28 protein-coding genes and 1 pseudogene are annotated in these 23184 nt (G+C 68.7%); 6 read left to right on the top strand and 23 right to left on the bottom strand.

The features are described from left to right. Positions 1-46: 46 nt before the first annotated feature. Positions 47-892: an NAD(P)H-binding protein gene (locus ACFQXB_RS15355; protein ID WP_377405603.1), complete on the bottom strand. Its 846-nt coding sequence runs from the start codon at positions 890-892 to the stop codon at positions 47-49. Between the two features lie 102 nt (positions 893-994). Here ACFQXB_RS15355 and ACFQXB_RS15350 point away from each other — a divergent pair, with 102 nt between their 5' ends. The 3 genes from ACFQXB_RS15350 to ACFQXB_RS15340 all read left to right on the top strand — a co-directional run bounded on the left by ACFQXB_RS15350 (position 995) and on the right by ACFQXB_RS15340 (position 2302). Beyond that, positions 995-1393: a winged helix-turn-helix transcriptional regulator gene (locus ACFQXB_RS15350; RefSeq protein WP_377405602.1), complete on the top strand. Its 399-nt coding sequence runs from the start codon at positions 995-997 to the stop codon at positions 1391-1393. 242 nt (positions 1394-1635) lie between these two features. Continuing rightward, entirely contained in the window at positions 1636-1950 is a 315-nt protein-coding gene (locus ACFQXB_RS15345; protein WP_377405600.1) for a hypothetical protein, read from the top strand. Positions 1951-2062: 112 nt separating this feature from the next. Next, positions 2063-2302, top strand: a complete 240-nt coding sequence (locus ACFQXB_RS15340; protein ID WP_377405598.1) for a hypothetical protein — start codon at positions 2063-2065, stop codon at positions 2300-2302. 39 nt (positions 2303-2341) lie between these two features. On the opposite strand, the gene ACFQXB_RS15335 is transcribed toward ACFQXB_RS15340, so the two are convergent. The 13 genes from ACFQXB_RS15335 to phnF all read right to left on the bottom strand — a co-directional run bounded on the left by ACFQXB_RS15335 (position 2342) and on the right by phnF (position 13271). Beyond that, positions 2342-2950, bottom strand: a complete 609-nt coding sequence (locus tag ACFQXB_RS15335) for a DapH/DapD/GlmU-related protein (protein ID WP_377405596.1) — start codon at positions 2948-2950, stop codon at positions 2342-2344. Beyond that, positions 2947-3813, bottom strand: a complete 867-nt coding sequence (gene phnE, locus ACFQXB_RS15330) for a phosphonate ABC transporter, permease protein PhnE (RefSeq protein WP_377405594.1) — start codon at positions 3811-3813, stop codon at positions 2947-2949. The genes ACFQXB_RS15335 and phnE (ACFQXB_RS15330) overlap by 4 nt, the downstream gene beginning before the upstream one ends. Then, a complete protein-coding gene (gene phnE, locus ACFQXB_RS15325; RefSeq protein ID WP_377405592.1) occupies positions 3810-4787 on the bottom strand; it encodes a phosphonate ABC transporter, permease protein PhnE in 978 nt (325 codons plus the stop codon). Before phnE (ACFQXB_RS15325) ends, phnE (ACFQXB_RS15330) begins: the two co-directional genes overlap by 4 nt. Positions 4788-4850: 63 nt before the next feature. Further along, positions 4851-5786, bottom strand: coding sequence for a phosphate/phosphite/phosphonate ABC transporter substrate-binding protein (gene phnD, locus ACFQXB_RS15320; protein WP_377405590.1), 936 nt, complete (start codon positions 5784-5786; stop codon positions 4851-4853). Between the two features lie 102 nt (positions 5787-5888). Further along, the gene (phnC, locus tag ACFQXB_RS15315) at positions 5889-6695 is read right to left on the bottom strand and encodes a phosphonate ABC transporter ATP-binding protein (protein ID WP_377405588.1); all 807 of its coding nucleotides are present in this window, start codon (positions 6693-6695) and stop codon (positions 5889-5891) included. Between the two features lie 98 nt (positions 6696-6793). Beyond that, entirely contained in the window at positions 6794-7963 is a 1170-nt protein-coding gene (locus ACFQXB_RS15310; RefSeq protein WP_377405586.1) for an alpha-D-ribose 1-methylphosphonate 5-triphosphate diphosphatase, read from the bottom strand. Then, positions 7950-8684: a phosphonate C-P lyase system protein PhnL gene (locus tag ACFQXB_RS15305; RefSeq protein ID WP_377405584.1), complete on the bottom strand. Its 735-nt coding sequence runs from the start codon at positions 8682-8684 to the stop codon at positions 7950-7952. Before ACFQXB_RS15305 ends, ACFQXB_RS15310 begins: the two co-directional genes overlap by 14 nt. A gap of 9 nt (positions 8685-8693) precedes the next feature. Further along, complete coding sequence (locus ACFQXB_RS15300; protein ID WP_377405582.1) at positions 8694-9497, bottom strand: ATP-binding cassette domain-containing protein; 804 nt, start codon at positions 9495-9497, stop codon at positions 8694-8696. Then, positions 9494-10408, bottom strand: a complete 915-nt coding sequence (locus ACFQXB_RS15295; protein WP_377405580.1) for an alpha-D-ribose 1-methylphosphonate 5-phosphate C-P-lyase PhnJ — start codon at positions 10406-10408, stop codon at positions 9494-9496. The genes ACFQXB_RS15300 and ACFQXB_RS15295 overlap by 4 nt, the downstream gene beginning before the upstream one ends. Next, the gene (locus ACFQXB_RS15290) at positions 10405-11541 is read right to left on the bottom strand and encodes a carbon-phosphorus lyase complex subunit PhnI (RefSeq protein ID WP_377405578.1); all 1137 of its coding nucleotides are present in this window, start codon (positions 11539-11541) and stop codon (positions 10405-10407) included. Before ACFQXB_RS15290 ends, ACFQXB_RS15295 begins: the two co-directional genes overlap by 4 nt. Continuing rightward, on the bottom strand, positions 11541-12137 hold the full coding sequence (phnH, locus tag ACFQXB_RS15285; protein WP_377405576.1) for a phosphonate C-P lyase system protein PhnH: 597 nt from the start codon (positions 12135-12137) through the stop codon (positions 11541-11543). The genes ACFQXB_RS15290 and phnH overlap by 1 nt, the downstream gene beginning before the upstream one ends. Further along, positions 12137-12553, bottom strand: coding sequence for a phosphonate C-P lyase system protein PhnG (locus ACFQXB_RS15280; protein WP_377405574.1), 417 nt, complete (start codon positions 12551-12553; stop codon positions 12137-12139). Before ACFQXB_RS15280 ends, phnH begins: the two co-directional genes overlap by 1 nt. Then, positions 12546-13271, bottom strand: a complete 726-nt coding sequence (gene phnF, locus ACFQXB_RS15275) for a phosphonate metabolism transcriptional regulator PhnF (RefSeq protein ID WP_377405572.1) — start codon at positions 13269-13271, stop codon at positions 12546-12548. The genes ACFQXB_RS15280 and phnF overlap by 8 nt, the downstream gene beginning before the upstream one ends. A 229-nt stretch (positions 13272-13500) precedes the next feature. Between phnF and ACFQXB_RS15270 the strand changes: the two are divergent. Continuing rightward, positions 13501-13905 (top strand): annotated as a pseudogene (locus tag ACFQXB_RS15270) (6-phosphogluconolactonase); the annotation flags it as partial. Positions 13906-14025: 120 nt separating this feature from the next. Here ACFQXB_RS15270 and ACFQXB_RS15265 read toward each other — a convergent pair. From ACFQXB_RS15265 to ACFQXB_RS15245, 5 genes are read right to left on the bottom strand one after another with little or no spacing between them, the layout of a single operon-like run. Continuing rightward, positions 14026-14439 (bottom strand): VOC family protein, encoded by a 414-nt coding sequence (locus ACFQXB_RS15265; RefSeq protein ID WP_377405570.1) that lies wholly within the window; start codon positions 14437-14439, stop codon positions 14026-14028. A gap of 32 nt (positions 14440-14471) precedes the next feature. After that, entirely contained in the window at positions 14472-15101 is a 630-nt protein-coding gene (locus tag ACFQXB_RS15260; protein ID WP_377405569.1) for a GntR family transcriptional regulator, read from the bottom strand. Beyond that, positions 15098-16048, bottom strand: coding sequence for an NAD(P)-dependent oxidoreductase (locus ACFQXB_RS15255; RefSeq protein WP_377405567.1), 951 nt, complete (start codon positions 16046-16048; stop codon positions 15098-15100). The genes ACFQXB_RS15260 and ACFQXB_RS15255 overlap by 4 nt, the downstream gene beginning before the upstream one ends. Then, on the bottom strand, positions 16045-16767 hold the full coding sequence (locus ACFQXB_RS15250; protein ID WP_377405565.1) for a GntR family transcriptional regulator: 723 nt from the start codon (positions 16765-16767) through the stop codon (positions 16045-16047). Before ACFQXB_RS15250 ends, ACFQXB_RS15255 begins: the two co-directional genes overlap by 4 nt. Continuing rightward, on the bottom strand, positions 16764-17045 hold the full coding sequence (locus tag ACFQXB_RS15245; RefSeq protein ID WP_377405563.1) for a hypothetical protein: 282 nt from the start codon (positions 17043-17045) through the stop codon (positions 16764-16766). The genes ACFQXB_RS15250 and ACFQXB_RS15245 overlap by 4 nt, the downstream gene beginning before the upstream one ends. Positions 17046-17322: 277 nt before the next feature. On the opposite strand from ACFQXB_RS15245, the gene ACFQXB_RS15240 reads away from it, so the two are divergent. Together ACFQXB_RS15240 and ACFQXB_RS15235 are read left to right on the top strand one after the other, a co-directional pair. Continuing rightward, a complete protein-coding gene (locus ACFQXB_RS15240; protein ID WP_377405561.1) occupies positions 17323-17466 on the top strand; it encodes a LamB/YcsF family protein in 144 nt (47 codons plus the stop codon). Positions 17467-17508: 42 nt separating this feature from the next. Then, positions 17509-18441 (top strand): dihydrodipicolinate synthase family protein, encoded by a 933-nt coding sequence (locus ACFQXB_RS15235; protein ID WP_377405559.1) that lies wholly within the window; start codon positions 17509-17511, stop codon positions 18439-18441. Positions 18442-18467: 26 nt separating this feature from the next. Here the strand turns inward: ACFQXB_RS15235 and ACFQXB_RS15230 are convergent, their stop codons facing one another. The 4 genes from ACFQXB_RS15230 to ACFQXB_RS15215 are packed head-to-tail and all read right to left on the bottom strand — an operon-like array spanning position 18468 to position 23174. After that, positions 18468-19142, bottom strand: coding sequence for an RraA family protein (locus ACFQXB_RS15230; RefSeq protein ID WP_377405557.1), 675 nt, complete (start codon positions 19140-19142; stop codon positions 18468-18470). Beyond that, positions 19139-20764: an ABC transporter ATP-binding protein gene (locus tag ACFQXB_RS15225; protein ID WP_377405555.1), complete on the bottom strand. Its 1626-nt coding sequence runs from the start codon at positions 20762-20764 to the stop codon at positions 19139-19141. The genes ACFQXB_RS15230 and ACFQXB_RS15225 overlap by 4 nt, the downstream gene beginning before the upstream one ends. After that, entirely contained in the window at positions 20761-21591 is an 831-nt protein-coding gene (locus ACFQXB_RS15220; RefSeq protein ID WP_377405553.1) for a creatininase family protein, read from the bottom strand. Before ACFQXB_RS15220 ends, ACFQXB_RS15225 begins: the two co-directional genes overlap by 4 nt. Then, complete coding sequence (locus tag ACFQXB_RS15215; RefSeq protein ID WP_377405551.1) at positions 21588-23174, bottom strand: ABC transporter substrate-binding protein; 1587 nt, start codon at positions 23172-23174, stop codon at positions 21588-21590. The genes ACFQXB_RS15220 and ACFQXB_RS15215 overlap by 4 nt, the downstream gene beginning before the upstream one ends. Positions 23175-23184 lie beyond the last annotated feature (10 nt).

Here is a 23184-nt window from a genome sequence, read left to right as displayed (position 1 = left end):
CGGCGGTTTTCCGATACGCCGCATCCCGGGCAGCCGGGGCGCCGGATCAGGCCAGGGCCGCCGCGACCACATCCGCGATGGGCGTGGTCGGGCGCCCCAGAAGGCGCGACAGCGCACCGCTGTCATCGGCCATCCAGCCATCCCTCGCCTGCACATCCGCATCGACCAGAACGGCGGCAAAGCCCGCAGGCAGACCCGCCGCCAGCAGCGCCGCCTGATACTCCTCGGGCGAGAGATCGCGATAGGGAAGGTCGCGCCCCGACTGGCGCTGCGCCTCGGCCGCAAGATCCGCAAGCGTATAGGTCTCATCCCCCGCGAGTTCCAGAACCGCCCCGGCAAGGGCCGCGTCGGCGGCGGCGATGGCCAGCGCCTGCCCCAGATCGGCGCGCGTCGCGGTGTTGAACGGCGCCTGCCCCGCCGCCCCGATCAGCGCCCCCGCGCCAAGCGCCGCCGGCAGCGTCGCGGCCCGGTTCTCGGAATACCAGTTGTTGCGCAGGATGGTGGTGGCGATGCCCGCCCCCGCAAGGATCTCTTCGGTCGCGCGGTGATCGCTGGCGATCATCAGGGGCGACCGGTCGGCCTTGAGGATCGAGGTATAGACGATCCGGCCCACGCCCGCCGCCTTTGCCGCCTCGATCACGTTGCGATGCTGATCGACCCGCCCCGCCAGATCGCCCGAGGAGATGAGTGCCAGCGTCTCGACCCCGTCCAGCCCGGCGATCAGCATGTCCGGCCGCGTATAGTCAAAGGGCCGCGCCGTGACGCCAAGATCGGCGAGCTTTGCCGGGTCGCGGGCCAGCGCCACGACCTGCGACGGATCGACGAGCGTTTTCAGATGCGTGACAGCGATGCGGCCAAGCTGACCGCTGGCGGCGGAGACTGCGATTGTCATGGGATGTTCCTTGTTCGGCGTTGCATGTTGACGCCTCAGACTTAACGGGTCACTTATGAAAAGGAAGTACCGACATTTTTGTAAGTATGAGGGAATGTCCCGATGGACACCGCCAGCAGCCAGACGACGCCCGTTCTGACGCAGCCCCAGTTCGTGGCCGATGTGCTTGACGAAAGATGTCCGTCGCGCAGCGTGCTCAGCCATGTGACAAGCCGCTGGGGCGCGCTGATCATGATCGCGCTGCACGACGACGGCAAACTGCGGTTCAGCGCGCTGCGGCGACGGATCGGTGGGGTTTCGGAACGGATGCTGACCCAGTCGCTGCGGCTGCTGGAAGCGGACGGGCTGCTGTCCCGCACGGCGCACAAGGTCGTGCCGCCGCACGTGGATTATGACCTGACGCCCCTGGGGCGCGAGGTTGCGGCAAGACTGCGCGATCTTGCGATCTGCATCGAGGCCGCCGCGGACCGCACTGCCGCCGAAGGCACTCCCGCCGGCTGACGGCTTGCCCCGCCCGAACGACCGCGGGCGGGATCAGACGGGGCAGGGACTGCCCCCTTCCGGGCGCCTGGGGCAGAGGCGATGTCCCGCACGATTCCGGTGGCAGATCTGGCGCGGATTGCAGGCGGGCGGCCGATCTGCTCGATGCAGCCCAGGGACATCATGACGACCAGATCGGCACGCTCCATCACTTCTTTCAGGCCATGGGCGACACGGACGAGGTGAGACCGGTTCCATCATGGATGTCGCGCCGGGTGCTGGTGCATCTGCTCGCCTCGATGAAAGACGAAGGCGGGCGCATCACCATCGAGGGGCTGCATGACCGGATCGTCCCGCCCTCCGCGGCCAAGATCGCGGCGGCGCGGGCGCTGCCGCTCGACCCGCCCGCCGATATGGAAAAGATGGGGATCGCGCGGCTTGACGCGCCGGCCGACCGCCCGTTCTGGGACCGGCTGATGTTTCACCCGACGCTGACGATCAACGGCCTGCACGGCGGCTATGGCGGCTGCCCTGCGAGGCGGTGGCGAAATGCGACATCCGGCTGGTCGAGCGGATGACCCCGGATCAGGTGCTGGCCTGCCTGCGCGCCCATGTGGAAAGGCACGCGCCGGGGGTCGAGATGATCCCGCGGGGCGGGATGCTGCCGTCCAGAACCCCGTTCGACGACCCATGCGGAGAGGTCCTGCGCGCGGGCAGGCACCGCTCGTCTTTCCATCGATGGGGGGCAGCCTGCCGGATTACGTCTTTACCAAAATCCTCGGCGTCCCGGCCTATGTGATGCCCTATGCCAATGCCGACAGCGCGAACCACGCCCCGAACGAGAACCTGCGGGTCGACCTTTTCCTGCAGGGCATCCGCACGGGCGCCGCGCTGCTGGACCGGCTGGGGCGGGTCCGACACGCCGCCTGATGACGGCGCCCGCCCCGGCGCCGTGTGGGCGCCCCTGCCTCAGCGATAGCGTTCGATGAAGGCGTCGATCGGCAGGTCGCGGATATCGGGCAAGGCCGCACGCAGGGCGTCGTGGTCCCAATCCCACCAGGCAATGTCCATCAGCGCCTCGGCCTGCGCCTCGGTAAAGCGGCGGCGGATCGGGCGGGCGGGCACGCCCGCGACAATCGTGTAGGGGTCCACGTCGCGCGTGACCACCGCGCCCGCGCCGACCACGGCGCCGGTGCCGATGCTCACCCCGGGCAGGACCGTGACGCCATGGCCGATCCAGACGTCATGGCCCAGCGTCACCCAGTGATCGCGCCGCCACTGAAAGAAATCCGCATCATCCTCGCCCAGCCCGTACTGGGCGGCGCGATAGGTGAAATGATGCTGGCTCGCCCGCCATGTCGCGTGGTTGCCGGGATTGATGCGCGCACCCTCGGCGATGGAACAGAACTTGCCGATGGTCGACCAGACCACGTTGCCGTGCCGCACGATGTAGGAATAATCACCGAACGCGACCTCTCGCATCGTGACATGGGCGGCGATCTCGGTGAACCGGCCCAGGGTGCAATCCACCACGACGGCGGTTTCGTGGATGTTGGGTTCTTCGGTAAGTTGCTTCATTTTCGGGGCTCCGTTCCGATCAGCCGCTGGCGGATCAGGCCGGAAAGCCAGTCCACGACATAGACCATCGCGATGATGAGAAAGATGATCGACCAGGCCTCGTCCCAGCGATAGGCGGCGATGCGGTCGCTGAGCAGGAAGCCGATGCCGCCCGCGCCGACGATGCCAAGGATCGTACCCGACCGGACGTTCGATTCGAAGTTGTAGAGGATGACCGACAGGATCACCGGGTTCACCTGCGGCAAAAGCGCATAGCGGATCACCTGCAGCCGCGACCCGCCCGCCGCACGCACCCCGTCGGCGGGCCGTTCCGAGCTGTTCTCGATCGCCTCGGAGAAAAGCTTGGCAAAGGTTCCCACCTCGCTCACCGCAATGGCGAGGATACCGGCCAGCGGCCCCAGCCCGAAGGCGCGGATGAAGATCAGCGCGAGGATCAGCGTTTCCACCGCCCGGATCACGTCATAGCCCCGGCGCACCCCCAGCCGCAGGAAGGTCAGCCGGTTGATGTTGCGCGCCCCAAGGAAAGACAGCGGAAAGGCCACGACCGCGCCCAGCACCGTGCCCAGAAAGGCCATCGACAGGGTTTCGCCCAGACCCTTCAGCACCTCGGAAAAGTCGCGCCAGCTGTCCCAGACATGGGGCGGGAACATGAACGAGAGCACATTGCCCAGCCGCGCCAGCCCGTTCGCGATCCGCGCCGGCGAAAAGCCGAACAGGACGAGGCAATAGACGAAAAGCCCCGCCAGCACCACGCGGACGACCCAGCGCCGGGCCCGCACCGCAGGGGGCGCGCGGAACGCATGGGGGACCTTTTCGCGGGCGGCGGCGATTTCCGCTGCGGATATGGGGGCGGATGCGGTCATGACCGGGCCTCTCCGTCGATGATGCGGTGGCGCAGCGCGTCCGAGGCATAGTCGATGCAGCTCACCGTGATGAGGATGATGATGAAGAGCGCCGAGAGGTCGGTATATTCCTGCAGGCTCATGGCGGTGCGGAATTCCTGGCCCAGCCCGCCCGCACCCACATAGCCGATGATGGACGAGGACCGGACGTTGATCTCGAACCGCAGCAGGGTATAGCTGACCACATTGGGCAGCACCTGCGGCACCGCGCCATAGCGGATCTGGTCGAACCAGCTGCCGCCCGCCGCCTTGACGCCATCAAGGGCGCGCATGTCGATATTCTCGTTCGCCTCGGAATAAAGCTTGCCGAGCGCGCCGGTCGTGTGCAGCCCGATGGCCAGCACCCCCGCCATCGGACCCACCGAAAAGCAGAAGACGAAGATCAGCGCCCAGACCAGTTCGGGCACCGTGCGGGCGATCTCCAGCCAGCGGCGGCAAAGCCACAGCACCGCGCCGTTGGGCGTCAGGTTCCGCGCCGCCGGAAAGGACAGGAGGAACCCCCCGATCACCCCCAGCACCGTCGCCATGAAGGCGATCAGCACCGTTTCCAGCAGCAGCCAGGCCCAGACGCGCCAGCGCCAGAACCATTCCGCCAGATCGGCGCCCAGCGTTTCCGGGCGCAGGACGGGGACCATCTTGGACAGGTATTCCCCAAGGCGCGGCAGGCCCGCGGGGATGATCCAGCGCCAGTCGCGGCTGCCATCGGCCAGCGTCACCTGCGTGACCTTGAAGAAATCCCCGAGCCACGAACTGAGCAGGAAAAGCGCGAGAAAGACGGCGCTGCCCGCCGCCCAGTAAAGCCGCGCGCGGCGGCGGCGGATCCGGAAGTCCCGTTCGAACCCGTCGCGGGCCGCGGCGGCAGATGCGCCCCGGGGCGGGACGGTTCCGGCAGGAACCGCGCCGCCGGGTGAAAAGGGGGCTGTCGGGCTGGCCATGGCGTTTCCTCCTTTCGGGCGGTGCCGGGGCCGCGGCACATGCGCAGCCCCGGGGCCGGGCGGTCAGCTGCGGCGCTTCTGGCGCAGCCATTCCCGCATGTCGATGATCCACTGATAGCGGTCGTGATCGACCTCCATGTAGCCGATCGTCGGGTTTTCATCCTCGGCGACGGTGCCGCGCACGGCGGCAAAGGATTCGGGCTCGGCCTCGGGGAAGGCCATCATCACGCGGGTCATGTCCTCGACCAGACCGGCCGGCAGATTGGCACGCGCCGTGAACGGCCCCGAGGTGATTTCCGGCGATTCCCAGATCTTGCAGACGCTGCCGGCCTCGATCATGCCCTTGCGCACCATGCGCTGCGGGATGCCGTTGATGTCGCTGTCCTGATAGGTGGCGGCGGCGTCGAAGGTGCCGTTGACGACGGCCTGCACGCCCGCCTCGTGGCTGCCCGAAAACGGCGTCGCGGCGAAATAGCTCTCGGGCGTGATGCCCTCACGTTCGACCAGGTTGTAATAGGGCACGGCATAGCCGCTGGTGCTGTCGGGATCGGCAAAGGCCAGCACGCGGCCCTCCAGATCGGCAAGGCTGTCCAGCCCGCTGTCGCAGCGCGTCACGATGATCGAGTAATAGCCCGTGGACCCGTCGGCGCTTTGCGCCACGAACAGCGGCCGCACGCCACCGCCGGTTTCGGTATAGGCCGCCGCATAGGCCGATGACCCGAGAAAGGCGAACTCGATCTGGTTCGCGGCCAGCGCCTGCACCACGCCGTCATAGTTGTTGGCCGAAAAGATCTCGACCTCGACGCCCAGTTCGCGTTCCAGATACTGTTCGAGCGGGGTGTAGCGCATGATGCGGTCCTGCTCGTTTTCGCCCGACAGGATGCCGAAGCGGATGATCTGATAGTCCTGCGTCCAGTCCCGGGCGTCCTGTGCAAGAACAGGCGCCAGGGCAGACGTCGCCAGCAGGGCCGAAAGGCCCATCGTGAATACGCGTTTCATTGTGATCTCCGGGTGGGTTGGGGTGGGTCTTGCCCAAGGGTGGCCAGGGGCATTCCGGCTGGGTCCGGGCGCCTCGCCCGGCGGTTTCAACCGGGGGGAAGGTCAGGCAAGGGCAGGAACGCGGGCGGCAGTCGATGTGACGCCCTCGTCGAAATGGGCCAGCCCCTCGCTGCCATAGATGTCGCGCACGACATCCGGGGTCAGCTGTGCGGGCGTGCCGTCGAACATGATGCGACCAAAGCGCATCGCCACGATCCGGTGGCAATAGGCCCGGGCCGTATCCAGCGTGTGCAGGTTCACCAGCACCGTCAGACCGTCGTCACGGTTGATGCTGCGCAGCGCCTCCATCACGCGGGTCGCGTTGCCCGGGTCGAGACTGGCGATCGGTTCGTCCGCCAGCATGATCCGGGGTCGTTGCAGCAGCGCCTTGGCGATCGCCACGCGCTGTTGTTGTCCGCCCGACAGCGCCCCTGCCCGTTTGAGCGCCTGCGGCACGAGGTCCAGGCGTTCCAGCGCCTGGATCGCCATGGCGCGTTCGGCATCGCTGAACCGCATCGCCATGGAACTGAGGAACCCGTGTTCGGCCAGCCGCCCCGTCAGCACATTGGTCAGGACGTCCAGCCGCTCGATCAGGTTGAACTGCTGAAAGATCATCGCGCAATCCCGCCGCCACTGCCGCAGCGCGCGGCCCCGCAAGGCGGTCACGTCGGTCGCGCCGTGATGGATGCTGCCCCCGGTCGGCTCGACCAGCCGGTTGATCAGGCGCAGCATCGTGGATTTTCCCGCGCCGGACGGGCCGATGATGCCCACGAACTGCCCCGGCGGGATGTCGAGTGTCACGCGGTCAACCGCCTTCGTCGCGCCAAAGCTGCGGGAAAGATCGGTCAGGATGAGGTGCTGCTGTTCCATGGGCTCTTTATCCTCCGGGCCGGTAACATGGCACTTTCATTCGAATGAATTCTCGATGACATCTGTGCGACGCCTTGGGGACGTCGCGGCGCACCCGCTCAGGCGGCGACGCGCCCGCGCACCGTCCCGTCGGCAAAGACCTCACGCCCGTTGCAGAAGGTGGCGCGCACATGCCCCACGCCCTGCGGATCGGCGATGACCAGATCGGCGCGCAGGCCCGGCGCGATCCGGCCCCGGTCCTGCAGCCCGATCGCGCGGGCGGGGTTGGCGGTGGCAAGCCGCGCGGCCCCCGCGATCCCGTCCGGGTCGGCCTGCGCCAGCACCAGCACCGCCGGCAGGATCGCCGAGGGGTGATAATCTGCCGCCAGGATATCCAGCCGCCCCTGCCGATGCGCCTCGCGCGCCGAAAGGTTGCCGGAGTAGCTTTCGCCCCGCAGCGCGTTCGGCGCGCCCATGACCGTGAACATGCCCCGGGCGCGGGCGGCCTCGGCGGCCTCGGGCGTCACAGGAAACTCGCTGATCGAGGCGCCAAGCCCCTGCATCAGCGCGACCTTGGCGGGCGTGTCGTCGTCATGGCTCGCGATGGCGATCCCGCGCCCGGCACAGACGCTTGCGATCCGTTGCAGCGTGGCCGCCAGGTCGCCCGCGCCCTCGGTCTTTTGCGCGATGCGGCGGCGCACCTCGGCGCGGGCCTCGTCCTCGGTCAGGCCATTGTTGCGCGCGACCGTGGCGATATGGCGTTCGAGGTCGCGATACTGCCCCTGCCCCGGCGTGTGATCGGTCAGCGAGACAAGATCGACGATCCCTTCGGCGATCAGTTCCTCGACCACGGCCAGCGCGTTCGGGAAGGTCACCTCGAACCGGGCATGGACGCGGTGATCGACCGACAGGGCGGGGCGCATTTCCTGCAGCGCGCGCAGCATCGCCTTGGTATGGTCATAGCTGCGCATATGCCCGTAGGCGCTGCCGGGGTGAAAGCTGACGGCGGCAAAGCCCGTGGTGACGCCCGCCACCTTGAGCCGCCGGTCAAGGTCGCGCAGGCCCAGTTCCATCGGCATCCGGACGTTCGGGCGCGGCTCGACCTCGCGCTCGATCATGTCGCCATGCAGGTCGATGAAGCCCGGCAACAGCATCAGCCCGTCGCCCTCGCGCGCGGCACCGGGAACGGGACGTTCGGCGATCTCGGCGATACGCCCGTCCTGCAACCGGACCGATCCGCGCTCGATCACGCGGTCTTCCAGCACGATCCTGAAGTCAGACAGCCACATCGGAAACCTCCTTCCGGCCAAGGTCGATCACCCGGTCGATCAGCGTCTCGACATCGCCCGGGTGGTGAAAGACGCCGATCATCGCGACGCCCGCATGTTTCAGTTCCGCCAGCCGCGCGACCAGCGCCGCCCGCGCCCCCGCATCGAGCGAGGCGGTCGGTTCGTCCAGCAACAGCAGCCGGGGCGGCAGGATGAGCGCGCGCGCCAGGTTCACCTTTTGCTGTTCGCCGCCCGAAAACGTGGTGGGATAGGCCCGCCAGAGATCGCGCTTGACCCCGAAGGCCGAAAGCCAGTGCCGCGCCTCCTCCAGCGCCTCGGACGCAGGGCGCCCCAATCGGCGCAGCGGTTCGGCCACGATATCCTCGGCCGCGACGCGGGGCCGCGCGACCAGAAACTGCGTGACAAAGCCGATTTCGTCCCGCCGCAGCAGCGCCACATCCACATCCGCGGCGCGCGCAAGGTCCACCGCCCCGCGGCGCGAGGCAAAGATCACCGCGCCGCTTTCGGGCAGGCAGGTGCGAAAGATCGTGCGCAAGAGCGTCGATTTCCCCACCCCGTTCGGGCCGCGCAGCAGCAGGAATTCGCCCTGCCCCACAGCAAAGCTGACATCCCGGAACGGGTCGAGCCGCTGGCCCAGATGGTGCATGTGGAAGGATTTCGTCAGCCCCCGCACGTCAAGGACGGGCGACGCACCCTCGGCCGGCATTTCTGTCATCGTCATCGCGTCACCTCACAGCCGGGCATGGACAAGGGTCTGGGTGTATTCGTGCTGGGGATCGTGAAAGACCTGATCGACCAGCCCCTCTTCGACCACCCGGCCCCGGCGCATCACCATCACCCGGTCGGCCATGGCGCGGATCACGCCCAGATCGTGGCTGACGATGACCATCGTGATCGCCCGTTCCCGCTGCAACCGCTTGAGCGTGTCGAGAACCAGCGCCTGCACGCTCACATCAAGGCCCGTCGTCGGTTCATCGAGCAGCAGGAGCGCCGGTTCCAGCGCGATGGCCTTGGCCAGTTGCACCCGCTGCTGCATCCCGCCCGACAGCACGACCGGCGGCGCGTCCATCCGGTCCAGCGGGAATTCCGACGCGGCCAGCGCCTCGGCCGCGCGATCTCGCAGGGTGTGAAAGCTGCGTTCCCCCGCGACCAGCAGCCGTTCCGCCACATTGCCCGACGAGGAATTGCGCATCAGAAGCCCCAGATGCGGGTTCTGATAGACGATGCCGATCTGGCGGGCGCGCAGGTCGCGCCGGGCCTGCCGGTCCAACGCAAAGAGGTTCGCGGGCAATCCCGGCAGGGCGAGCGAATATTGCCCCCGGGCCGGCGTTTCCTCCAGGTTCATCATCCGCAGCAGGGTCGATTTGCCCGATCCGCTTTCCCCGACGATGCCCAGCACCTCGCCGGGAAAGACGGTCGCGCCCACATCGGCCAGCGCCGTGACCTTGCCATAACTGTGGCTGATCCCCTGCATGTGCAGCAGCGGCGGCGTCTCCGTCAGGCGGGGCGCATCGAGCGTCTGGGCCGCGATCATTGCCGGAACTCCCCGTCCTGATACCATGTTTCCGCAGGCCCCGCGCCCGACCCCTCGGCCCGGTGGATTGCCTTGATCCCCAGATGGCTGTCCGAAAGTTCGTGCGTGCTGCTGCCATCCTCCTGCGGGATCTCGTTCATGAAATAGCCGCGCAGGCCGGACCGGTCGCAGGTCAGGCCCGCATGATCCTCGACCCGGTAGGGCACGTCGGAAAAGACCAGCGGCTCGACCCGGGTAAAGGGCGGCACCGCATGGATGCGCTTTTCCCGCCCCGCGGACAGGATCGTCAGATGCCGCGCCATATGCAGCTTGGGCAGGTCCCAGCGCGGGATGGGCGAGGGCGTCATCACATGCCGCCCGTTCACCAGGGCGGGATAGCTCGCGCCCTGCATGACGCGGCCGGATCGCACGATCTGTTCGTATAGGATCAGCCACAACCGGCTGTAATCGGCATCGGCATGCATCTGGCGCGCGACCGACATGTTCGGCTCGACCGGGCGCAGGGGTTCGGGGTTCGGCACCTGCAGCACAAGGATCTGGTCCTCGCGCAGGCGTTCCTCGGGGATGCGGTGGCGGCTCTGGATGATTGTGGCCCGGGTCGTGTCGGGGGTGCCGGTCGCGCCGGACACCCGCGCCAGAAACCGCCGCAACGAGGCCGCATTGACGGAATCGTCGGCGCCCTGGTCGATGACCTTGACGCGGCTTTCGGGCCGGATCAGCGTCAGCGTGACCTGCAACCCGCCCGTTCCCCAGCCGCGCGCGATCGGCACCTCGCGGCTGGCATAGGGCATCTGACAGCCGGGCACCGCAATCGCCTTGAGCGTCTTGCGCCGGATCTCGCGCCGGGCCGAGGCATCGAGAAACCCGTAGGACATCGGCGCCCAGGGCCGGGTGAGCGATGCGAGCGTCATGCGATTTCCCTTTCCGTGCCATGGTCCGCCGCGCCATCCTGTTCGTCGGCACGTTCGTTGGCGGCCCCCGCCCCCGCTACCCCCGCGTCCGCCGCAGCCCGTTTCCGCCGCGCATCCCGCATCGCATCGAGCGAGGACTGGAAGGTGACGTAATGCGGCAGCTTGAGGTGGATGCAGAACCCCGAGGCCTCGACCGGCTCGGTATGGTAAAGGAAAAACTCCTCCTCCACCGGCGATCCCTTGGCCGCACCCGCGGCATTGAGGTCGAGCGTTGCGCCGGCGATGGCCTTGACCTCGTTCCAGCCGAAGGTCGCGCAAAAGCCGAGCGTCAGTTGCTCGCCCTTCTTGGACACGACCTCGGCCTGGCTCATCCGGATGCGGCCGGCGGAAAAGGTCGTGCCAAGCGGGTGTTTCACCCGGACCTCGATTTCCGACAGGCGCAGTTCGTTCACCGTCGGGTGGTCGCTGCCATAGCCGCGCATCGCGGAATATCCGAGCGCGAGCACCCCGCCCGTATCGGCCCGCGCCAGCGCCTGCAGCCGGTGCGCGCGGTGGGCCGGAAACAGCATCGGCTCGCGCGTCAGGTCGGGGATGGCGTCGGGCGCGACCGGCGCGGACGGCGGCGTGACCGCGGCCACCAGCCCGTTCGCCTTTTCCCAGGCCGCGACCGAAGGGCGGCGGGCCTGCGCGGGCCGCGCGGCGGGTTCCGGCGGGGCGGGGTGGAACGGCACCCCCTGCAGCACGCCGGTTTCCAGCAGCCGGTGCGAATAATCGAGCGTCGGCCCCAGCACCTGCCCGCCCGGCACATCCTTGAACGCGGCCGAGATGCGGCGATGCACGATCTGGTCTTCGGGGCGCGCGGGCTCTGCCACCGCCAGCCGGGCTTGGGTCGTGCGCCAGGCCCGCAGCAACAGGACCGCCTCATAAAGGTCGCCGCCCGCCTGCGTGAGGGCCAGCGCCGCAAGGTCGGGCGCGTAAAGCGAGGCCTCGCCCATCACGCGGTCGATCAGCATCGGCAGGGCCGCGCCCACGGTTTCCACCCGCGACCGGTCGATGGGGCCCAGACCCGCGCGATAGAGCCGCTCGGCCTCGACTATCGCGCGTTCGCCGCCGCGTGTCGCCACATAGGCCATCAGATTTCCTCCAGCAGGGTGGATCGGGGCAGCGCCACGACGCGGTGTCCCTCGACCACCAGAATATCGATCCCGGCGGGGTAGCGGATCGCCCGCGCCCGCGCCGCCGCAAAGCCGGGCGGAAGCCCCAGCCGCAGGGTGATGCCGCCCGGTTCGACCCCCGGTCCCTGCAACCGCAATTCCCTGCCACGCCCGATCGGGGCGGCGATCACCAGCGTCGCGGCCGCGTCGGGATAAAGGGCGGACCCGCTGGGCAGGTCCGGCAGGACACGCAGCGCCGCGTCGCCGGCGACAAAGGCATGGTCAGCCTCGGGCGCGGGAACGATGGCCGCGCCCGCCTGCCGCGCCTGCGCCGCCAGCGCCGGATCGTCGGTCATCACGCGACATTCCCGGTCGATCAGCGCCGCAAGGATCAACGCCATCGCGGGTTCGGCGGGGGCGTCCGGTACCACCGGAAGGTCCCGCACAAGGCCGGGCCGCGCAAAGGCCCAGAGCAGCGCCTCATAGGTGGCGGTGTCGCGCGCCTCTTCCCGGCTCATTTCGGGGGGCGCCACGCGGGTTTCCTGCGGCGCAGGCGTCAGGTCGGGCGAAAGCATCAGAAGGTCTCCATGTCCACGCGGGTGGCCTCGATCGCCCGCAGCATCGCGGCATCGGCTTCGGCCTGTGCCGTGGCCGCCCGTTCGGCAAAGGCCGCGACCTCGGCCCGGCCAAGCCCCGAGGACCAGGCCGCATCGCAGACCGCCATCGCCATCGACCGTTCCAGATCGCGGCCCAGCGTCATGCCATAGCCCTCGGTCCCGGCGGCGCGGATATGCGCCTCGGCGACCAGAACCTCGCCCAGATGAAAATCGACCTCGGCCACCGGGTCGCGGGCCGGCTGCATCACCAGCCCGGTGCGCGAACTCAGCACCTCGACATCCCCCAGCCGGGGCAAAAGATCCTCGGCCAGCGCCTTGATCGCATCGGCCTCGGCCCGGGCCAGGACGTCCAGCAGCCTGCCATGGTCAGTCATCGTCACGTCCCCCCTGATCGAGGCTGAACTTGATCCGGTCGCCCGCCCAGACGGCCTCGGAAAAGCCGATCACATGGTCATCGGGCGCCACATCGACCTTGGTGACGACCAGCACCGGGCTTTCGCCATGCTGGCTCAGCAGCGCGGCCTCTTCCGGGGTGGGGCGGCGGGTAAAGATCGTGGTGCGCTTGCGGAAGTAGTCGGGAATGCCGTGGTTGCGATAGATGTCCGAGACCGAGACGCCGGCGGCGCGCCGTTCCCCCAGATCGGGAAAGCGGTCGACGCGGTGCCAGCCGATGCCCAGGCTGATCGGCACGCCATCGGCCAGCCCGCGCCGGATGACGCGGTGCAGCGCCGTGCCGGGGTCCACCCGCAGTTCCTCGGCGACATGGGCGGGGGCGGGCAGGATCTCATGCGCCAGATGTTCGCCCGATGGCGTCACCCCCTGATCGCGCAGGTTCTGGCGAAACCGCGTGCGCCGCCCGATGTGATAGGTGATGAGAGGGGCGTTCTGGATGAAGGTGCCGGCGCCCTGCACGACCCGCAGCTTGCCCTCCAGGGCCAGTTCACGGATCGCGCGGCGCAGGGAATGGCGGCCCACGCCGAATTCCGCGCAAAGCGCCGGCTCCACGGGCAGCTGCGCCCCCGGCAGCAGCTCGCCACGCTCGATCCGGGCGGCAAGCGAATCCCTGACCTCTTTCCAGCTTTCCCGTCCCACACGTCACCTTTGAGTCATTCGGATGAATCACGGAGTACCCTGCGAACATGTCGCCTCGGTGAACCCTGCGTGAAGCTTGCGTGGCGCGGGAAAGGCCGGCGTCAGTGGCGCGCTCAGCCTGAGGGCGGCGCGAATTCCGCCACCAGCCGATGCGCCGCGCCTGGGGCCGAGGCGGGATTGACCGCCCGCGTCTGGGTGCAGTCCTCCAGCGCGACCAGATCGGCCACCGCGCCGGGCCGCGGACATGAACCGGCAGCTGTTCGCGGCGTCCGATATCGACATGGCCCGGAGCCATCTGCCCGACGGCATGGCGCCCGATCCCGTCCGCGCGGCGGCGGATTACAAGGCGATGATCGTGACGGCGGGGGGCATCGGCCTTCAGATCCTCGGGATCGGGCAGAACGGCCATATCGGTTTCAACGAGCCCGGCTCGCGCTTTGACAGCCGCACCCGGATCGTGCCGCTGGCGCCATCGACCCGCGCGGCGAATGCGGGCGATTTCCCCGGCGGCACAGTCCCGGAAAAGGCGGTGGCCATGGGCATCGGCCCGATCCTTGCGGTGAAATGGATCCTGCTGCTGGCCTCTGGCCCCGCCAAGGCCGAGGCGCTGGCGGCGATGCTGGACGGCCGGTAACGCCCGCCTGCCCCGCATCCACGCTGCGGCTGCATCCGGATGCGACGGTGATCTGCGACACGGCGGCGGCCGCGCGGCTGTCCCCCGCGACACGGGGGGGCCGCGCCCGCCCCGTGACGCCTATTTCGCGAAAAGGCCGTCCCAGTCGCGGAAGCCCTTGATCTCGATCGGGTTGCCCGAGGGGTCGAAGAAGAACATCGTGCGCTGCTCGCCCGGCTCGCCCTCGAACCGGACGACGGGCGGGATGTCGAATGTGACGCCCTTTTCCGCCAGCCGCTCCGCCAGCGCGAGCCAGTCATCAAGCCGCAGCACCGCGCCCATATGCGGCATCATCACCATGTGATCGCCCACCTTGCCGGTGCGCGTCGTTTCGAACGGCTTGCCCAGATGGAAGGACAGCTGATGCCCGAAAAAGTCGAAATCGACCCATGTGTCGGTCGATCGCCCCTCGGCGCAGCCCAGCACATCGCCGTAAAAGGCACGGGTCTCGTCAAGGTCCGTCACATGGATGGCAAGGTGGAACAGGGATTTCATCGCGGTCTCTCTCCTTGATTGCGAATGGAAGGTCAGCGGCCAAGCCAGCCCAGAAAGCGCGCGCGCACATTGTCGAAATGCAGCGCCATCGCGGCCCCGGCGGCGGCGGCGTCGCCCCGGGCGATCGCGTCGATCACGGCGATATGTTCGCGCGCCTGATCGGCGAAACGGTCATGGGTGCGGGTGATGGTGCAGCGTCGGGCGGTGGCGCGCTGTTCGGTGAGGATCCCGGGCAAAAGCCGCAGGCCGGCGGTGCGGGCGACGGCATCGTGGAAACGGTCGTCCTCGGCCCAGAATTCGTCAAAGGCGGTCGACCGTCCTTCCGCATATTCGGCCATGACGTCGCGGATCGCGGCAAGCTCCGGGGTCATGCCCGCCTGCGCCGCCCGTCCGGCGGCCGCACTTTCCAGCGCCTGGCGCAGTTGCACGATTTCCAGCAGATGCTCGAACGAAACGCTGCGCACCAGGATCGCGCCGTTTTCCAGCCGCGCGATCACCCCCTCGCGTTCCAGCCGTGACAGCGCGGACCGGAGCGGCGTGCGCGAAATCCCCGACCGGGCGGCAAGGGCGCGTTCGCTCAGTACCGTGTCGGGGGCGATGAACCCCTCCAGCAGGTCCTGCCTGATCCGGGCATAGGCCCGCTGGGCCAGCGTTTCGGTCATGGGTGCTGCCCCCGCAGATCGGCGAGGTTGAGCGCCGTTTCCGGCACGCCCCCCGCCAGCGCGGTCAGCACATGGCCCGCCGCCCCTTCGGCGACGCGGATCAGCGCCTCTTCGGTCGTGGCGCCCAGATGGGGGGTGAAGATCACGTTCTGCGCGGCCAGCGGCCCCAGCGGCGCGCCCGGCGAATAGACGTCGAGCCCCGCCCCCGCCAACCGCCCGGACCCGAGCGCGCGGGCCAGCGCGTCCTCATCCACCAACCCCGCCCGCGCAAGGTTCACAAGCACCGCGCCCGGCTTCATCAGCGAAAACCGCGCGTCGTTCATCATGTGACGGTTGCCCGGCCGCATCGGCGTATGGAGCGAGACGACATCCGCCTGCGCCAGCCCCTCTTCCAGCGAGGCGGTGCGGGCAAAGCCGCCGGTGTCGGGCGCGTTCGGCGAATGGACCAGCACCCGCATCCCGAGCGCGGCATCCAGCATCCGCCCCAGATCGCGCCCGATGGCGCCCCAGCCCACGATCAGCGCGGTCTTGCCCGAAAGCTCGGCGAAACGCGCGCTTTCGCGAAAACCCGGCTGGCCCGCGCGTTCGGCCCGGTCGGCCCCCGCCACGCCGCGCGCGGCGGCAACGATCAGCCCCAGCGCCAGTTCCGCGACGGACCGCGCATTGGCCCCCGGCGTGTTGCAGACCATCACGCCGCGCGCGCTGGCCGCCACCTTGTCCACGGCGTCATGGCCGGTACCATGCACAACGACGACGCGCAGCGCATCGCTCGCCGCAATCGCTTGCGCCGAAAGACCCGCATCGCGCGTGATGACCGCCGCGCAACCGGGGATCAGCCGCGCGACCGTGTCCATGTCGGGTGTGGGGCAAGGCACCGGCTCCACCCCCGCCGCGCGCAGCATGGCGCGCCCGCGGTCATGGATCGGCTGGACGATGAGGCATTTCATGGCTGTGTATCTTTCGGCTTGTCTTGCGGTAGGTCGTTCGGGGGGTCTTGCGGGCCGGCCGGTGGAGATTGCGGTGCCGGCACCCGGCCGCCGGCAAGCCGCCGCAGGATCGCGTCGCGCGCGTGGTCGAGATGGCGCGCCATGGCGTCGCGCGCCGCCGCCCCGTCATTGGCCCGCAGCGCCGACAGGATGTCCAGATGTTCGCGACAGCCCGCCTGATGCCGTTCGGGGATCTGGCTCGTGTCGAACATGCAGGTCCGCCGGCGCAGGTCGGCCAGCAGCTGCACCGCCGCCCGGTTGCCGCTGGCGCCCGCGATCATCGCGTGGAATTCGTCATCGGCGCGCCACAGATCCTCGGCCCCCGCGCCGTCGATCAAGGCCCGCACCCGGACCTCCATCGCGTCGATCCGGTCACGCGGCAGCGCCACGGCGGCGGCGGCCGCAGGGGGCTCGATCAGCCGGCGCAGCCAGAAGATCTCGTCGATCTCGGCGGGGTCGGGCAGGCGCACCCGCAGGAACCGGCCCTGTTGACGCGCGAGCCCCTCGCTCTCGATCCGCTTGATCGCCTCGCGCACGGGCGTGCGGGACATGCCCAGCACCGCGCCCAGCCGGGCCTCTTGCAGCGCGTCGCCCGGTTGCAGATCGCCGTCGAGGATCATGGCGATGATCCGGGCATGGGCGGCCTGCGCCAGCCCTCTGGGGCGGTCACGGGAAGTCACCACACGACCTCCTCTGGCGGCCAGATCCCGCCCATCAGATCGCAGGACAAAAGCCATGCGGAACTCAGGCCCCCCTCGGGCCGGGGGCGCAGGCCGGAAAGCCGGGCCCGCAGCGCGCGCGCATGGGCGATCCAGATCTCCTCGGCCTCGGATTGCGTCACGGCGGCACACCGGATCATGGCGCCGGTCGCCGTCTGGGCAAGGCGCGGCAGGTCGGCGCCGATCCGAAGGCTGGGCGCCTGATCGCCCGGGGGCAGGATGCGGGGTGGAGCCGGCATGGATCCTTCCTGTTCAGGGAGAGGCGCGCGTGAATCGGGGACAATGTGAGACTTGATGTTTCGGTATACCAGCTGTATTCCCTAATTCGGCGGGACGGGCCTGCGCGTCAAGCCGAAACGGCGCGAGCGGCCCGAAAAACATCCCGCCCGGCTCAACAGCGACACAAGAATCAGGCACGGAAATGGCCGCAAAGCGCCCGGATGAGGAAGGCGATGACCCGAAGGATCGACCTGACCTGCGACATGGGCGAAAGCTCTGGCGCCCTTGCGGTGGGCGATGTTCGATCGGCTCAGCGCCGCGAACATCCCCTGCGGCTCTCACGCCGCCGATCCGGTGGCGATGCGCCGCGCGATCCGGATGGCCCGGGCCACGCGCATTCTCGTGACCGAAAACGGCATCGCCGTCGCGCCTTTCGCCTGACCCCTTTTCCACCAACGCCCCAGCGGCCCCGAAGGACAGCCCATGACCCAGTTGATCGACCGGACGACCCGCGGCGTCTACATCATCGCCGCCACCCCCTTTGCCGAGGATGGCGCGCTCGACCTGGACAGCCTCGACCGGCTGGTCGATTTCTATGCGGAAACGGGGGTCACCGGCCTCACCATCCTCGGCATGATGGGCGAGGCCGACAAGCTGACGCCCGAGGAACGGCGCGCGGTGATCGACCGGGTGATGTCGCGCGCGGGCGCGCTGCCGGTGGTGGTGGGAGTCTCGGACGCGGGGATCGGCAACCTGACCGATCTGGGCCGCCATGCGATGGACCGGGGCGCGGCGGGGCTGATGGTCGCGCCGTCGCGCGGCCCGGCCCGCGAAGACCGGGTCGAGGGGTATTTCCATGCCGTGGCAGCCGCGCTGGGGGCCGATGTGCCGCTGGTCTTTCAGGACTTTCCGCTGACGACCGGCGTTCCCGTCTCGCCCGCGCTGATCCGGCGGCTGTCGAACGACCTGCCGCAGATGGTGATGCTCAAGCATGAGGACTGGCCGGGCCTGACCAAGATCACCGCCCTGCGCGCGCAGGAGAGCGCGGCCTCGGTTCCGCGGCTGTCGATCCTGTGCGGCAATGGCGGGCTTTACCTGCCGCAGGAACTGGCGCGGGGCGCGGACGGGGCGATGACCGGCTTTGCCTATCCCGAGGCGCTGGTCCAGACCGTCGCGCTGCATCACGCGGGCCGGACCGACGCGGCCGAGGATCTCTTTGACGCCTATCTTCCGATCCTGCGCCACGAACAGCAGCCGGGCTGGGGCCTTGCGCTGCGCAAGCATATCCTGATGCGGCGCGGTGCGATTGCCTCTGCGGCCACCCGCGCGCCCGGTCCGCGCCTGACCACAACCGATGTGGCGGAACTGGAACGGCTGATGGCCCGCACCGAACGCCGCCTGGCCGAACGGGGCTGAGATGGGGTGGGGGGGGGGCGCGCCCCTCAGCCTTCCAGCGCCGCCGCGACCAGCCGTGTTGCGCCCGACAGGTCGCCCAGCTTTTCGCCCGCCTCGATCCGGCCCCGGTTGCGGCCCGCGCGCGCCTGACGGATGCGGGCCTCTTCCAGCACCTCGGGCGCCTCGGACGGGGGCAGGATCAGGACGCCGCAGGCATCCATCACCACCAGATCGCCGGGCATGACCGGGACATTGCCGCAGGACACGGGCAGGTTCAGCGCGCCGCCCAGGTCATTGAGCCGCGTTGTGATGGCCGACACCCCGCTGCAATAGACCGGCAGGCCGACCTCGATGATCTCGTCGGGGTCGGTGCAGGGACCGTCGAGCACCACGGCGACCGCCCCCGCCACCTTGGCGGCAAAGGCCACCCCGCCCCCAAGACAGGCATGGCGCCGGTCGCCCAGCCGGTCGATCACCACAACGTCGCCGGGCCGCACCACCGACATCGCATGATGCAGCAGGGTCGAATCCGTGCCCGGAATCGCGACCGTCACCGCCGTGCCGGTCAGAACGCCCGAAACGGGGGCAATGGGGCGCAGGCGGCGATCGACGAAACCGCGATGGCGGAAATGACCGATCGTGGCGATCTCGACCTCGGCAAAGCCCTGCCGCAGGCCCGCGTCCACCTGCGGGGGCACCGCGCCGATCTGGTATTTCTTCATGCAGATGCTCCTTCGCTGTCCGCGTCCTGCCAGTTGCGCCCCGGGACGGCGGCAAGCAATTCGCGGGTATAGTCGTTCTGCGGCCGGGCAAAGAGCTCGGCCGAGGGCCCCTGTTCCACGATCTCGCCGCGCTGCATCACCGCGATCCGGTCGCAGATGCGCGAGGCCACGCGCAAGTCATGGGTGATGAACAGAAGGCCGAATTGCAATTCGCGCTGCATCCGGGCCAGCAGGTCGAGGATCTGCGCCTGCACCGACACATCCAGCGCCGAGACGCTTTCATCCGCGATCAGCAGGTCCGGCTCCACCGCCAGCGCCCGGGCGATGCAGATCCGCTGCCGCTGGCCGCCCGAAAATTCATGCGGGAACCGGGGCGCAGTAGAAGGGTCAAGCCCCACCGCCGCCAGAAGGTCGCGCGCCCGGGCCTGCGCCTTGTCGCGTGAAAGCCCGTGGATCACCGGCCCCTCGGCGATGGCGTCGCCCACCGTCTGGCGCGGGTCGAGCGCGGTATAAGGGTCCTGAAACACGATCTGGACCTTGCGCCGCGCGGCCCGCAGCGCCCGCCCCGAAAGGCCCGAAAACTGCCCGCCGTCGATCACCACCTCGCCCCGGTCGGGTTCGACCAGACGGATGACGCATTGCGCAAGGGTCGATTTGCCCGACCCGCTTTCACCCACAAGGCCCAGCGTCTCCCCCCGGGCAAGCGAGATATCGACACCCCGGAGCGCCTGAACCTCGCGCCCCGTGCCGATCATGCTGCGGCTGCGATAGGTCTTGCCCAGACCCAGCGCGCTGAGCACGGTCTTGCCCAGGCCTTTCGCGGGCGGTTTCGGTTGCAGGCGCGGAACGGCCGCGATCAGCTTTTTCGTATACTCGGCCTGCGGGTTCAGAAGGATCTCGTCCCGCGTCCCGATCTCGACCAGACGGCCATGGCGCATCACCGCGACCCGGTCGGCGATTTCCGCGACCACGCCGAAGTCATGGGTGATGAACAGGATGCCGGTTCCGTGCCGCTGGCGCAGGTCGAGCATCAGCTCGAGAATGCGCGCCTGCGTCGTCACGTCGAGCGCGGTTGTCGGTTCATCCGCGATCAGCAGCGCCGGGTCGAGCGCGAGCGCGGTCGCGATCATCACCCGCTGGCATTGCCCGCCCGAAAGCTGGTGCGGATAGGCGCGCAGGATCGCCTCGGGCTCGGGCAGGCGCACCTCTCGGAAAAGCTCGATCACGCGCGCGCGGATCTCGGCGCGCGAAAGATCGGTGTGCAGGCGGAACACCTCGGCCACCTGCGTGCCCACCCGATAGATCGGGTTCAGCGCGGCCGAGGGTTCCTGAAACACCATGGCGAGCCTGCGCCCCGACAGCCGCAACCGTTCCGCGGGCGAAAGGCGCAAGAGGTCGCGCCCCTCGAACCCGATCTCGCCCGATGCGCGCGGCAGGTTCGACGGCAAGAGCCCCATCACCGAAAGCGCCGTCAGCGACTTGCCCGATCCGGTCTCGCCCACCACGCAGAGGATCTCGCCCTGGCCGATGCTCAGCGACAGATCCTCGACCGCAAAGGGGCGGTCGGCGCCGGCGGGCAGCGGCACGGAAAGGTTCCGGATGTCGATCAGCGGCGCGGTCATGTCGCGGCCCCCGCGGCCAGGGGGCCAACCCGCGGGTCGCGCGGGTCCTGCCCGCGCAGATGGGCGACAAGGCGCGCGCAATGGCCCGTGAGATGTTCGACGATCCGCCGCCCCGTCTCGACTGATGCCAGCGCCGGATCGCCCCCCAGCATCCCGTCGGGAAAAAGCTCCTGCGCATCGAGCGGCAGGTTCAGGGCCGCGCCCTCGAACCGCACACCCGAGACGGTCGCGGGCAGCCCCATCGCCTGCGCGGGGCGGGCCGCCTGCATCAGGTCGGGGCGCATCGCATCGGGCCGCAGATACATCGACACGGATGTGACGGGATCGCCGCCATGCCCGCGCGCCCGCCCCGCCTCCGGCCCATGGACCTGCGCCCAGAGGGCATCGGGGATCGCGCGCCACAGATCGACCGACCCCACGATCACCCCCGTCCGGCGGCGGATGTCGCGCAGCACCTCGTCGATCAGCGCGGCATTGGTGGAATGGCCGTTCAGGATCAGGATGCGGCGGATGTCATGATCCAGAAAGGCGGTGACCATATCCTCGACCACGGCGCGGAAGGTCGTGGCACGCAACTGGATGCCGCCCGGAAAGCCGCGAAAGAACTCGGCATAGCCGAAGGGCAGGCAGGGCGCCGCGATGGCCCCCGACGCCGCGGCGGCGCGGAGCGCGATTTCCTCGGCCAGCAGATAGTCACCCATGGGGGCGTGGGGGCCCTGTTCCTCATGGCTGCCCATGGGCAACAGGATCACCGGCTCGTCGGCCAGACGGTCGCGGAACTCCGCGACCGTCATGTCCTTCAGCGCATGTTTCGCAACTGCCGTCACGCGGGCAACGCCATGTAGTCGCCGAACATCCGCATCTCGCCGTCGGGCCGCGCGATGAACTCGATATCCGACCGGTGCCCCCAGTTATAGACGCTTTTCCACATGTAATAGCCCGGCGTCACGTCCTGCCAGGCCTGCGACAGGCGCAGATAGGCGGCCTTGCGATCCTCGAAGGTGATCGCCTGTTCGAATTCCTCGCCGGCGGCCAGGTATTCCGGCGTCGGGTCCCAGGTCTTCCAATGGGCGGTGGCGCGGCTCGATGTCGGGCCCCAGTCGAGCCAGAGCGGCTGATAGGGGTCGCCGGGGATGAAGTCCGACGACATGGACATGTTCATCATGTGATAGGGGCGGGTATAGACCAGCTCGAAATTGTCGAGGATCACGGCCTGCACATTGACGCCGACCTGGCGCCACTGCTCGACCATGATCTCGGCCGCGGCCTCATAGTTCGGGTAGAACGACCGGGTGATGTGCCAGCGCAGCACCTGCCCGTCATAGCCCGACTGTTCCACCAGCGCCCGCGCCGCCTCGGGGTCATAGGGCAGCGGGTTTTCCATGTCGGGGTCATAGAAATCGCCGTATTCGGGAAAGTTGAACGGAACCGGCGGATGGAAGGTCGTGTCGCCGAACAGCGCCTGCACGATGGCGTCCATGTCGATCGCCTGCACCATCGCCTTGCGCAGGTTCACATCGACCAGCGGGTTGTCCTCGGGGTCGGGGCGGGTGTTGAAGGCGATGGCCGGATAGTTCCCCGCCAGCGCGCGCGCCACCGTCACATTGTCATAGCTGTCAAGCTGCGCCTCCTGGTCCGTGGGGATGTTGGCGATGAAGTCGAACTCGCCCGAAACGAGCCCCGCCATGCGGCCCGCGAATTCCGGCACGATGCGCCAGATCAGCTTTTGCGCGGGCGGCGGGCCTTCCCAGTAGTCGTCGAAGGCCTCCATCTCCAGCACCTCGCCCGACCGGAAGAGCGTCACGCGATAGGGGCCGGTGCCGATGGGCGCCTGACCGAAGGCATCGACGCCCATGTCGAGATAGGCGGCCTTGGGCACGACGAAGCCGATATAGCCGGTCAGCTTGCCGGGGATATAGGGGTCCTCGCGCTCGGTCTCGATCTCGACCGTCAGGTCGTCGATGGCCTCGACCCGGGTGAAACCGGCCGTAAAGGTGCGGCCGCGCGGCTCGAACGGGTTCTCGCCCCACAGCCGTTCCGGGCCAAGGGTAAAGGCCACGTCCTCGGCCGTCATCGTCTCGCCGTTGTGGAACTTGACCCCTTCGCGCAGGCGGAGCGTCCAGACATTGCCGTCCTGCGTCCAGTCGGTGGCCAGGCCGGGGCGCAGGTCAAGGCCCTGTTCGTCGGCGATGTAGTCACGCTCGACCAGATGCGAATAGATGTTCGGAAAGAACCGCCGCGTGGTGGTCGAGATCCCGTTGATCGTGTTGATGTTCGCCCAGAGGTTGTCGACCGCGATGGTCAGCGTCGGCCGCGTGCCGTCCTGTGCGAAGGCCAGCGATTTCGGCAGCCAGAGCGATGCCGCCCCGGCCCCCAGCGTATATTTCCCAAAGTTGCGTCTGCTGATCATCGGCGTACCT

The organism is Halodurantibacterium daqingense, from assembly GCF_042666235.1.
Lineage (GTDB): Bacteria > Pseudomonadota > Alphaproteobacteria > Rhodobacterales > Rhodobacteraceae > Halodurantibacterium > Halodurantibacterium daqingensis.
This window is presented reverse-complemented; position numbering and strand designations above follow the sequence as displayed.